Source organism: Chlorobaculum tepidum TLS (genome assembly GCF_000006985.1).
Lineage (GTDB): Bacteria > Bacteroidota > Chlorobiia > Chlorobiales > Chlorobiaceae > Chlorobaculum > Chlorobaculum tepidum.
This window is the reverse complement of the sequence record NC_002932.3, coordinates 1,482,413-1,494,134: the sequence shown is the minus strand read 5'-3', so window position 1 is coordinate 1,494,134 and position 11,722 is coordinate 1,482,413. Positions and strand designations below refer to the sequence as shown.

The window sequence follows — 11,722 nt, the reverse complement described above, 5'->3', positions numbered from 1 at the left end:
GATGCTATGATAAATTGAAAATAAAGAAATCGCAATGCCTTGCGAGCCGTGTTTCAATAGAAGAGGTCTTATGCCGATTTTTGTGAAAAAAATGCTTTTCCAGGCGATTTTCCTGATGCTTCCTTGTCTGACTCATTGTTGTGTCAGTGCTTTATTACTACATTATCACAGTGATAGTCGCTCTTTTTGCCTCGATGTTTTCAGATGCCGCTCGGGTCTCAACTCCTGGACGTATGACTGCCGGATGAGCTTGATCTGGTTTCGGAGAGGCTTTTTTATGGATTCCGTTACTTCCAACATCTCAATACCAACCATATGAAGCAGGGATTTTTTACGGCGATACTGATTGTGGTGACCTACGCGGTATCCCTTGGTTTTTATGTCTGGATGGGCACAACACCACCGGAGTCCATGTTCCATGCCGTCTGGAAAGGCGGGCCGATCGTGTCGGTGCTGATGGCGCTGATTCTGATGGTGATCGCCTACATCGTCGAGCGGATCGTCGCGCTAAACAAAGCTTCCGGCAAAGGCTCCATCACGGAGTTCGTACAAAGCCTCAAGCAGGATGTCGATTCGGGCTCCATCGACCAGGCCATCTCCCGCTGTGACGACCACCAGAGCTCCCTCTCCGCCGTGCTCCGCGCCGTGCTCGACCGCTACAAGATGCTCGCCGTACACAACGTGACCGACCGTGAGAAGCGCATCAGCGAGATGCAGAAAGCTGTCGAGGAGGCGACCCTCATGGAGATGCCGCTGCTCGAAAAGAACCTCGTCGCCATCTCGACCATCGCCTCGATCTCCACGATGGTCGGCCTGCTCGGTACCACGCTCGGCATGATCCGCGCCTTCTCGGCGATGGCCACCAGCGGCGCGCCCGACGCGGTGCAGCTCTCGCTCGGCATCTCCGAGGCGCTCTTCAACACGGCGCTCGGCATTCTCGGCGGTATCATGGGCATCGTCACCTACAACGTCTTTACCAGCCGGGTTGACCGCTTCAGCTACCAGATCGACGAGGCGGCGTTCTACATTATCCAGACCCTTGGCAGCAGTAAATCCTGATCTCGAACCATGTCCAAAATCAAGGCAAAAAGGGTAGGGTTCCGGCTTGACATGACGCCGATGGTCGATGTGGCATTTCTGCTGCTGACCTTTTTTATGCTGACCACCAAGTTCCGTCCGCCGGAAGCGGTGACCATCGACCTGCCGTCGTCTCATTCGAACATGAAGCTGCCGGAGTCCGACGTGCTGACCGTGACCATCGCGAAGGACAACTCAATCTACATGGGCGTTTCGTCGCAGCGCACCAGGGAGCGGCTGTTCGATATGGTCGTGAGGCCGAAGCTCGAAAATGCGGGCGTCTCCAAGGCTGCGGTGGCCGATTCGCTCAGCAGATTCAGGCTCGACGACAGCTTTAAAATCGAAAAAGAGGAGCTGGCCCGCTACATCATGATGTCGCGCTTTGCCGATCAGCGGCTCAGGCCGGTGATCCGGGCGGACAACAAGGCCGATTACGAGGCGGTCAACTATGTCATCAAGGTGTTCAGGAAGATGAACCTGCTCAACTTCAACCTGGTGACCGTTCTCGAAAAGGAGGTGCGTTGATATGGGCATGGTTGATTCACCCGGAGACCGGCGCAGCTCGAAACGGGGCGGGCACCAGCGCAAACGGCTCGGCTTCAAGCTCGACATGACGCCGATGGTGGACGTAGCGTTCCTGCTGCTGACCTTTTTCATGCTGACGACAACGTTCGCCAAGTCGAACACGATGGAAATCAACATTCCACCGGAGACCGGCGAGGTTGCCGTGGCTGAACTGAACGTGATGACGCTCAGGGTGCCCGGCGACGGCTTTGCCTACTGGTCGCTCGGCGAGGCGGCTCCACGGCGTGTACCACTGTATGACAGCGCCGGCACCCATGCATCGCTCAGCAGCGAGCTTCGCCAGGTGTTGCGTCAGGAGACCGGCAGAAACCGGAAGATGGTGATTGTCGTCAGAATCAGCGGCAAGGCCAAGTACAAAGCGCTGGTCGATATCATCGACGAGTTCAACCTGATGAAAATCGACCGTTTCAGCCTCGACGATTTTACCCCGAAGGACGAAGCTGAAATTCAGAAGGCCGTGACCATGCGCTGAAGACGCGGTTCGTGAACCAGAAAACAGGAGTACGGAAAGGTGTCGTCAAAGTTACAATCGGTGCATCATGAGGCGGCCAGAAAGGCGCAGCGGTGGACTTTCCGCGAACAGTTCCTCGATACCGACCGGCTGAGGCAGATCAATTACGGCAATCTCGCCCTGCGGCGCGAGGCTCATCTGTTTCTGACTCACGGCGTGGTCGTGGCTGTGTTGCTTCTGTCGATTTTCTGGCTTGTCAGCGCGAACTGGAATCGCGTGATGGGCATGTTCGGCGGCGGGCACAACCAGCAGGCGGCGGTTCAGTGCTACGAGGTTGTCACCAACGTGACGCAGTTGCCGCCACCTCCGTCCATTGCGCCGGAGCCGTCGAAGGTGAAGGCCGCCGCCGCGCCAGTGGAAGCGCCGAAGGTGGGCAAGATCAGGAAGGTGGCTGAAGCGCCGCCGGATCAGACTTTCGCGACGCAGAAGGAGATCAAACAGGCGATCACGCAAGGCCCGGCTTCACAGGATGGCGGCGGTTCGTCAGGCTCTTGTGACACGGTCGTGGAATTTGTCAACTGCCAGAATCCGCCGACGGTGGTCAGCACGCCGAGGCTGGTCTATCCCGAAATGGCGAGGATCGCCGGTTTGGAAGGCAGGGTTTTCGTGCGCGTGCTCATCAGCGAAGAGGGCCGCCCGATGAAAGCCGAGATTGTCAAACGCATTCCTGCCGACCAGACAGTGTTCGACAAGGAGGCGGTGCGCATTGCTATGGAGACGAAGTACACGGCGGGAGTGCAGAACGGCAGGAAGGTGCGGGTCTGGATGACTATTCCGGTGCGCTTTACGCTGCATGAATCGTGAAGCGAATGATGAATTGAAGAGTGGCGGTTTGATTTGTCGGGGTCGCCCTGATTTGTTTCAAAAGTTATTGATACTCCAAAGCCAACAGAAAGTCTCGAACCGTGGCTTGAAGTGGTGGACGAGAGCAAACAATAGGGGGGACAATGTGTTTCTTTGAAAACGGTTGATATTGTTGTGGTTTTGCGGTTTATCCTGCTATCTGTCCATTATATGTGCGGGGGCTTTTTCAGTATGCCGCACAACGCCTGCTGCTAAATTGCGGCGGGGAGTTTGCAGCAGCACAACTATCCGCCGTTAAAAGTTTTACTAAGTTACCAAAAACTTTGTTATCTGCATCGTCCGCCCTGCTGGAATTTAGCAGCTGTTAGGGGTAGGTTTTTATTTCTTCTGATTTGTATAGTAATCAAAATCGAAGAAATGGCGTTTATCGTGTTCCCAAATTTCTCCAATTATTCCTTTTTCGCATTTATCTACTGGAATTGCTTTACTTCCTTGTAATTCTTCTAATGAACCAAAATAGATTGAAAATGAATTTTTATCAAATTGTATCGCTATCCAATGTGCAATTGCATCGTATTTCTTTTCGGCCATTACAGCCTTCGTATAAACGTCACTTCCAAGATTGTATCTTGTATTAACTTTTCCGTTCTTTTGATATTTATTTCTTGCTTTAACACTAATAATGTAATTTTTTCCTTCTTTTTCACATTCGATATCTGCGAATGTTTCATTCATTAATTTGTCATTCAGGTTTCTTATTCTATCGAATTTTTTATCTACCAATGCTTTTATTGCAAATAGTTCGCCTAATTCTCCAAGAGATTTCTTTCTAGCCGCTTCCTTTTTGTTTTCTTTTTCCATTGGATAACAGTCTGTCCGTCGATTTCATGAAACTTACCCCTAACGGTTGAGGCTATAAATAGTGGCGGTTTGCGTGGTTGTCCGCTGTCAACCAACACCAATGCTGGTGCGGGTTACGAGCTTTCAATTATGTACTTCACCCGCCATTATTTTATAGCCTTTGTTATGGGCTGGTTTTCTTTTAGTTAGTAGCAACTTCTTTCGGGTTTATACCGTATTCATTCTGTCCGACAACCCCGTCTGTGCAGAAAAGAACCAAAAGCCAAATAGCGCCAACAATAGGAATTAAAATGATTAAGTAAAACCACCCACTTTTTCCAACATCATGAAGTCTTCTTACACCGACTGCTAAACCTGGAATAAAAACAGCAAGTGCATAAACAAAATAGAATAAACCATAAGGTAACACACCGATTGTTGTTCCCGCAATATTGTCAATAATCATTGCAGCAATTAAGAAAATGATGTTGAATAGTGCAAACATCCAATATTCTTTTCTTCTTGCTCTGCCGTTGAATTCAGCATACTTTTTCAAAACTTGTAAATACCAGTTCATTGAGTTTGATTTTTTTGTTTTCCTACTCGTAAGGCTTTTCGGTATCGCCCCGTTTTTCTTGTGGTTTCTGGACTCCACATTTATTATTTTATAGTCTAAAAGATGTCAAGTTCTACGTTATAATAGCACATAATATTTGACTTTCTTAGGTTGCCGCGATTTTTTAAACTGGCCCATAACGGACAAGTATATGCGTAGTTGCGGGATTTCAAGGCACAAAATTTCAAGTATGCAAAGATGTTTCTTACTTGCACAAATTTTCAATTTACCGTAAAATCCCGCAATTATCGCATATACAATGTTATGGGCTGGTTTTTATGAATTAAGAAGTTTGTCTTTTAATTTCTGATATTCTTCTTCTGAAATTATGTTGTCATTTTTCAGTTTTGCAAGTTTTTCTAATTCGTCAGTAATAGATATTGTAGAAGCGTTGTTCTGTTTTTCTTGTAAAATTTTGTTTAACGCTTCTTGTTGGCTTTTTTGGGTTTCCAACATTCTTTTCTCGTATTCTTCTTTCTCATTGCTTTTTGAAACTAAAGCAAATATTAAACCGATTAAAGGGCTTAAAAAAATTGAAAGCAAAAATGCTCCCCAAAACCCTATTTTTCGTCCAGAACCAATAATTCCTGCAACGAAACTAAAAATTATCCAACCAAAGAAAATTTCCATTTTATTTTGTTTTTGTATGTCCCTACTCGTTTGGCTTTTCGGTGTCGCCCCGTTTTGAAATGGTCGCTGGTCTCCATTATTTATTTGTTATTTTTTGTCGTAAACAACAGTCAAGTCATGTCGCAGCAATAAATTGTTGGTTCTCTTGTCTGTTGTTGTCCGTTGCCGTGTGTCGTTCTAAACTTGCCCATAACTTGCTTATATGCGCTACTTTGTTGCGCCTTACATCCCATATCAGACGAATAAGCGCAACAAAGTAGCGCGTTATTGCCCGGTGTTCTCTTGTCGTGTTTATTACAAATCATCGAATGGGCTTTTAATTTTCTGCAAACTTTTTTGACTGACATGGGTGTAGATTTCGGTGGTTTTGCTGCTTTTGTGTCCCAGAAGTTCTTGAATATACCTGAGGTCGGTTCCCGACTCCAGCAGATGGGTAGCATAACTGTGCCGTAACCAGTGCAGGGTTACCGGTTTGAGGGCTTTTGCTGAGCTGATGATGTTTTGTAACATTGGGTTGCCGCGAACTTTGTTCTGAATGCAGAATAATCTACCCATGCCTTGCCCTTAAACTGCCTGAGCATCAGATCGATCACCCCATCCGATTCAGGGATATGCCAACGGTTGCGACTGCGGCTCCAGCTTGCGCCCGGTAGTTGTTTTATCTCGGCAGTGATGGCTTCATTGTATAAAAACTCAAGCGCTACCCGCTTTTCACCCCTGTATTCGAGGGGAGTGATCCGTATGATGGTGCTTGTGTGGGGCATTTGCTGTGGGTGGAAGGGGATAATTCCTTGTACTTCAGCCAACAAATAACGTGAAATCAAAATATTCATAAAACTTATAGCAACCAAGGGCATGCCGCTTTTTCCCACGTCAAGTCGGGATTGGTTGGCGTGCAAAAGGGAGAAGGGCGATCCCGAACCGTCGGGGCCGACCCTACGAAGAATCGCCGATGGTTGGTGTGCCAATCGATTGCGATCCCGATCCAGATTCCGACGCCGATTTGGGTGTCAGATTGCCTTTTCAATCTATCCGCGCACAAACGCGAAAAGCCGGGAATTTCCGGCTTTTGCTGAATCTGTGCTGAGTTCTGCTGTCAGACCTCCATGATCTCCTTTTCTTTCTGGGCGATCAGTTCGGTGATCTGCTTCTCGTATTTGTGCAGCAGGTCGTCCGCGTCCTTCTTGCCGCGTTTCAACTCATCCTCGCTGATCAGCTTCTCCTTTTCGAGCTTCTCGACCTCATGGATCAGGTCGCGGCGGTGGTTGCGCAGCGAGACTTTGGAATCCTCACCGAACTTCTTGGTCAGCTTCACGAACTCCTTGCGGCGCTCCTCGGTGAGCGGCGGAATGCTGATGCGGATGTTCTGGCCGTCGGCTGAAGGGTTCAGACCGAGACCGGCGTCACGGATCGCGCGTTCGGTTGCGCCAACCATCGACTTGTCCCAGACCTGCACGGTGAGGGTGTGAGCATCGAGCACGCCGACGTTGCCGACCTGCTTGAGCGGCATCTGCGATCCATAAGCCTCCACCTTCACCCGGTCGAGCAGTGCCGTGGTGGCCTTGCCGGTTCTGATCGAGGCGAGTTCGTGCTGGAAGGCCTCGATGGTTTTCTTCATGCGAGGCTCGATTTTCTGGATAACGTCCCTGACAGTCATGGCAGTATCGGATTGATTGTTTCAGGCAATCGCTTACTGGGCGCTGGCTTTGGGAGCAGCTTTGGCGAAGCGCTTGTTGAAGCGATCGACGCGGCCAGCGGTATCGACGAGCACCTGCTTGCCGGTGTAGAAAGGATGGCACTTGCTGCAAATATCGACCTTGATGTTGTTATTCCTGGTGGAGCGGGTTTCGAAGGTGGTGCCGCAGTTCGCGCAGTTGACGGTAACTTTCGTATACTTCGGGTGAATCTCTGGTTTCATGACCTTTGTGATTACGTTGCCTGGATGACAATAAAAAATTGATCAGGAATTAACTCTTTTTTCTGCTAATAAACAAGCTGCGACGCCAATTCGTTATGCCTCCGTTTTTACCGTTACAAGTGATCAAGGGCGTCGGTCCGAAGCGTGCGGTGATACTGGCCGAGGCGGGCATCCGCTCGATTGCCGACCTCTACGACTGCTTCCCGCGCCGCTATCTGGACCGCACCACGATCAAGAAGATCGGCGCACTGCGCGACGGCGAAACCGTGACTGTTGTGGGCAGCGTGACCGGCACACGGTTCGAAGGCGGGGGACGGGGCGGTTCGCGCTTCAAGGCGCAGATCACCGACGGTTCCGGCGTGCTCGAACTGACCTGGTTCCGCGGTGTGCACTACTTCTCGAAAACCATCCGCAGCGGCGAGCTGGTCGCGGCGCACGGGCGTGTCACCTTTTTTGGACGCACGCCGGGAATGCAGCATCCTGACTTCGACAAGCTTGGCGGTGATGACGAGAGCGGCGACGGGCAGCGGGACGACGAGCTGTACAAAACCGGCGCGATCATTCCGATCTATCCCACCACCGAGGCGATGAAGCAGGCGGGCCTCAACTCGGCGGCGCTGCGGCGTATCGTGCACCGGGCGTTCCGCGAGCACCCGCTGCGCATCACGGAGTACCTTAGCCCGGAGATCATTGCCGCCAACAACCTGATGCCCATCGGCGAGGCGTATCGGCAGCTCCACTTTCCCGACTCTGCCGAACAGCTCGAACGGGCGCGCTACCGCATGAAGTGGAGCGAGCTGTTCTTCGCGCAGCTCTTTTTCGCCCTGCGCCGCACCGAGGAGCGGCGGCACCTCACCTCGGTACGGTTTGAGCGCTCCGGCGAAAAGACGGCGAGCCTGCACGAGCGGTTGCCCTTCACCATGACTAGTGCGCAGAAGCAGGCGGTGCGCGAGATTTATCACGACCTCAAAAGCGGACGCCAGATGAACCGCTTGTTGCAGGGCGACGTGGGGTCGGGCAAGACGCTCGTGGCGCAGTTCGCCATGACGCTCGCCGTGGACAACGGTTTGCAGGCAGCCTTCATGGCACCGACCGAGATTCTCGCCTTTCAGCACTACGCAGGTCTCAAAAACTCGCTTGAACCGCTCGGCATTCGGGTGGCGCTCCTGACCGGTCGCCAGAAGAAAAAGGAGCGCGAGGAAAAGCTCGCCCGGCTCGAACGGGGCGAGATCGACATCGCCGTCGGCACCCATGCCATCATCGAGGCAGGGGTGCAGTTCCGCCGGCTCGGGCTTGTCATCATCGACGAGCAGCATCGCTTTGGCGTGTTGCAGCGCAAGGCGTTACAGGAGAAAGCCGAGAATCCGCACGTGCTGCTCATGACCGCCACGCCGATTCCGCGCACGCTCACGATGGGTATCTACGGCGACCTCGACGTTTCGATCATCGCCGAAATGCCCGCCGGGCGCAAGCCGATCCAGACGCGCCTCTGCTGTGAAGCAGAGAAGCCGGAGCTGTATCGATTATTACGGAAGCAGATTGCCGAGGGGCGGCAGGCGTACATCGTCTATCCGCTGGTCGAGGAGTCGGAGAAGATCGATCTCAAGGCGGCCACCGAGAGCTACGAGCAGCTGAGGCGCGAGGTGTTTCCGGAGCTGCGGCTGGGGCTGATTCACGGCCAGCTTCCGGCGGCGGAGAAGGAGGCGGTGATGGCAGAGTTCCGCAGTGGGCGGCTCGACATTCTCGTCGGCACGACCGTGATCGAGGTGGGCGTTGATGTACCCAACGCAACTATCATGGTGATCGAGCATGCCGAGCGCTTCGGCATTTCGCAGCTCCACCAGCTCCGGGGGCGCGTCGGGCGCGGCGAGCACGCCTCGTCGTGTTTTCTCGTTTACACAAAACTTACCGGTGACGCCAAAGATCGGTTGCAGGCGATGGCTGCGACTGGCGACGGATTCCGGCTCTCCGAGATCGATTTGCAGATTCGCGGCGCAGGCAACATGCTGGGCCGCGAGCAGTCCGGCGCGGCAAGCGGCCTCAGGATCGCCGACCTGCTTACCGATGGCGACATCATGCGCGCGGCGCGGGCGGCGGCCTTCGAGCTGATCCGCCGCGACGAAACGCTCACACACCCCGAAAATGCCCTGATCAGGGATTATTATATGACCCACTTCCGCAAGCGAATCTCGCTGGCTGATGTCGGGTGATTGCCGGATTGCCCGATTTTCTTGCTCCATTCATATTCACCAGATGCTGTTCGTGGAAAGTGAAATGCTTATATTTTCTTCCTTTTGGAGCTTCGCTTCTTGCCGGACTGTCGATGAACGTCGTGTTGGCCGGTGATAATCAGCACAGCCTTTTTGCATGAAAGAAACGCTTTCGGGCGTGGTGACGCGGGTCACCGGCGCATCATATATCGTTGAAACCGGCGATGGCCTGAAGGTCAGGTGCCGAACCGTGCCCGGCACCGTGAGCGAAAACGAGGGTTCGAACCTTGTGGCGGTTGGCGACCGGGTCGAGTTCAGGCCGAAGGCGTCAGAGACCGACATGGCGGAAGGGGTGATTACCCGCGTCGAAGAGCGGCGCACGGCGCTGGTTCGGCGGCGGGAGGTGAGGCGCAACCGGAGCAAGGAGAAGGAACAGGTGATCGTCGCGAACATCGACCAGCTCGTGCTGATCACCTCGTTCGACGATCCGCCCTTCAACAGCCGCCTGGTTGACCGCTACCTCGTTTTCGCTGAATCGGAGAAGCTGCCGCTGCTCATCGTGGTCAACAAGATCGACCTCGACGAGGAGGGCATGGTGGAAGAGGATCTGGAGGTCTATCGCCAGCTCGACTGCAATATCTGCCTGGTCAGCGCCGAGGATGGCCGGGGAATCGAGGAGCTTCGCGAGCTGTTGCGCGACCGGGTGTCTGCCTTTAGCGGCCACTCCGGCGTGGGCAAATCGACGCTCATCAACCTGCTCGTCGGGTGCGAGGAGCTGCGAACCGCCGAAACGAGCGGCAAGACCGGCAAGGGGGTGCACACCACCACCAGCTCGGCGATGTTCCAGCTGCCGGGCGGCGGCTACGTGATCGACACGCCGGGCATCCGCGAGTTCAACCTTGCCGGCATCACCCGCGAGAACCTGCGGTTCTACTACACGGAGTTCCTGCGCTACATGCCGGAGTGCACCTTTTCATCCTGCTCGCACACGGTCGAACCGGGTTGTGCCGTGATCGCGGCGGTCGAGTCGGGATCCATCGCCCGGGAGCGCTACGAGAGCTACCTCGCCCTGCTCGATTCGCTCGCCGAGTAAGTCTGGCGCGGTGGCCGCACTGAGATCAGAACCTTTATTGGAACATCAAAAAGAACGCAGAGATATGATCGTTACCATCAATCCAGCGACTGGCGAGCAGCTCGCCGAATATCCGGTGATGATTGCCGGGCAGATTGATTCAGTGCTCCGCCAGGCTGACGCCGATTTCCGCCGCTGGCGCTCGACCAGCTTTGGGGAGCGCCGCACCTGCATGAAACGGCTTGCGGAATTGCTCCGTGAACAGGCAGAGAAGCACGGGCGGATCATCACGCTTGAAATGGGCAAGCCGTTCTCGCAGGCGGTGGCCGAGGTGAACAAGTGCGCCTGGGTGTGCGATTACTTCGCCGACCATGCCGAGGAGTTTCTTCAGCCCGAACAGAGTGAGATCGACGGCGCGAAGGGTATTGTGGCTTTCGAGCCGCTTGGCGTGATTCTCGGCGTGATGCCGTGGAACTTTCCGTACTGGCAGGTGCTGCGCTTCGCCGCGCCGATTCTCATGGCGGGCAACGGCATCGTGGTCAAGCACGCGCCGAACGTGACCGGCTGCGCCATCGCCATCGAAAAGCTGTTTCGCGATGCCGGCTTCCCGGAGCATCTTTACCGCGCGGTGCACATCGACCTCGACGAGGTTGACCGGCTGACCGGTTTCATGATCGACCATCCGGTCATCAAGGCAGTCTCCGTGACCGGCAGCACCGGTGCGGGGCAGGCTGTAGCGGCCAAAGCGGGCAAGGCGCTAAAGCGCAGCGTGCTGGAGCTGGGCGGCAGCGATCCCTATATCGTGCTCGAAGATGCCGATCTTGCGCAGGCGGTCGATGCGTGCGTCGCCGGACGCCTCCTCAACGCGGGCCAGAGCTGTATTGCCGCCAAGCGCTTCATCGTGCGCAAGGAGATTATCGGCGAGTTCACCAAAAAGATTGTGCAGCGGATGCAGACGGCGGTGATGGGCGATCCTTTCGCCAAGAGCACGGAGGTCGGCCCCATCGCACGCGAGGACCTTCGCGATCTCGTGCATTCGCAGGTGCAGCGCAGCGTCGAGGCTGGCGCGGAGCTGCTCTGGGGTGGTCACGTGCCGAACGCGCCGGGCTGGTACTATCCGCCGACCGTGCTCTCTGGCGTCAAACCGGGAATGCCCGCCTACTCGGAGGAGATTTTCGGCCCGGTGGCCACGATCATCGAGGTGGCCGACGACGACGAGGCGGTCGCCATCGCCAACGACAGCGAGTTCGGCCTCGGCTCGGCGGTCTTTTCGCAGGATGTGGAGCGCGCGCTTGGCATCGCCCGGCGTCTTGAAGCAGGGAGCTGTTTTATCAACACGATGGTCAAGTCCGACCCGCGCCTGCCGTTCGGTGGCGTGAAACAGTCGGGCTATGGACGCGAGCTGTCGCACCACGGCATCCGCGAGTTTGTCAACATCAAGACTTTTTATCTGCCCTGA

At 54.4% G+C, this 11,722-nt stretch carries 13 protein-coding genes and 1 pseudogene; 7 read left to right on the top strand and 7 right to left on the bottom strand.

Annotated elements, in window-relative coordinates:
- Positions 1-315: 315 nt before the first annotated feature.
- Genes AYT24_RS07175 through AYT24_RS07160 form a run of 4 tightly spaced genes read left to right on the top strand, consistent with a single transcriptional unit; the run spans position 316 to position 2,977 of the window.
- Positions 316-1,059 carry a MotA/TolQ/ExbB proton channel family protein gene (locus AYT24_RS07175; RefSeq protein ID WP_010933250.1) on the top strand — a complete coding sequence of 248 codons (744 nt, stop codon included), beginning with the start codon at positions 316-318 and terminating at the stop codon, positions 1,057-1,059.
- 9 nt (positions 1,060-1,068) lie between these two features.
- On the top strand, positions 1,069-1,602 hold the full coding sequence (locus tag AYT24_RS07170; protein WP_010933249.1) for an ExbD/TolR family protein: 534 nt from the start codon (positions 1,069-1,071) through the stop codon (positions 1,600-1,602).
- 1 nt (position 1,603) lies between these two features.
- Positions 1,604-2,134, top strand: a complete 531-nt coding sequence (locus AYT24_RS07165; RefSeq protein WP_010933248.1) for an ExbD/TolR family protein — start codon at positions 1,604-1,606, stop codon at positions 2,132-2,134.
- Positions 2,135-2,173: 39 nt separating this feature from the next.
- On the top strand, positions 2,174-2,977 hold the full coding sequence (locus AYT24_RS07160; protein ID WP_010933247.1) for an energy transducer TonB: 804 nt from the start codon (positions 2,174-2,176) through the stop codon (positions 2,975-2,977).
- 378 nt (positions 2,978-3,355) lie between these two features.
- Here the strand turns inward: AYT24_RS07160 and AYT24_RS07155 are convergent, their stop codons facing one another.
- From AYT24_RS07155 to rpmE, 7 genes and pseudogenes are all read right to left on the bottom strand, one after another.
- Positions 3,356-3,838 carry a hypothetical protein gene (locus AYT24_RS07155; RefSeq protein ID WP_010933246.1) on the bottom strand — a complete coding sequence of 161 codons (483 nt, stop codon included), beginning with the start codon at positions 3,836-3,838 and terminating at the stop codon, positions 3,356-3,358.
- A 181-nt stretch (positions 3,839-4,019) separates the two neighbouring features.
- Complete coding sequence (locus AYT24_RS07150) at positions 4,020-4,394, bottom strand: DUF805 domain-containing protein (protein WP_010933244.1); 375 nt, start codon at positions 4,392-4,394, stop codon at positions 4,020-4,022.
- Between the two features lie 315 nt (positions 4,395-4,709).
- Entirely contained in the window at positions 4,710-5,063 is a 354-nt protein-coding gene (locus AYT24_RS07145; protein ID WP_010933243.1) for an SHOCT domain-containing protein, read from the bottom strand.
- Positions 5,064-5,357: 294 nt separating this feature from the next.
- Positions 5,358-5,540: pseudogene (locus AYT24_RS07140) on the bottom strand (tyrosine-type recombinase/integrase); the annotation flags it as partial.
- Positions 5,528-5,935 (bottom strand): hypothetical protein, encoded by a 408-nt coding sequence (locus AYT24_RS07135; protein ID WP_164927054.1) that lies wholly within the window; start codon positions 5,933-5,935, stop codon positions 5,528-5,530. The pseudogene AYT24_RS07140 and the gene AYT24_RS07135, both read right to left, overlap by 13 nt.
- A 224-nt stretch (positions 5,936-6,159) precedes the next feature.
- Positions 6,160-6,720, bottom strand: a complete 561-nt coding sequence (gene frr, locus AYT24_RS07130; protein WP_010933241.1) for a ribosome recycling factor — start codon at positions 6,718-6,720, stop codon at positions 6,160-6,162.
- Positions 6,721-6,753: 33 nt separating this feature from the next.
- Positions 6,754-6,981, bottom strand: coding sequence for a 50S ribosomal protein L31 (gene rpmE, locus AYT24_RS07125; protein WP_010933240.1), 228 nt, complete (start codon positions 6,979-6,981; stop codon positions 6,754-6,756).
- A gap of 95 nt (positions 6,982-7,076) precedes the next feature.
- Between rpmE and recG the strand changes: the two genes are divergently transcribed.
- The 3 genes from recG to AYT24_RS07110 all read left to right on the top strand — a co-directional run bounded on the left by recG (position 7,077) and on the right by AYT24_RS07110 (position 11,722).
- The gene (recG, locus tag AYT24_RS07120; protein ID WP_010933239.1) at positions 7,077-9,191 is read left to right on the top strand and encodes an ATP-dependent DNA helicase RecG; all 2,115 of its coding nucleotides are present in this window, start codon (positions 7,077-7,079) and stop codon (positions 9,189-9,191) included.
- A 157-nt stretch (positions 9,192-9,348) separates the two neighbouring features.
- Positions 9,349-10,284, top strand: a complete 936-nt coding sequence (rsgA, locus tag AYT24_RS07115; protein ID WP_010933238.1) for a ribosome small subunit-dependent GTPase A — start codon at positions 9,349-9,351, stop codon at positions 10,282-10,284.
- A gap of 64 nt (positions 10,285-10,348) precedes the next feature.
- Entirely contained in the window at positions 10,349-11,722 is a 1,374-nt protein-coding gene (locus AYT24_RS07110; protein ID WP_010933237.1) for an NAD-dependent succinate-semialdehyde dehydrogenase, read from the top strand.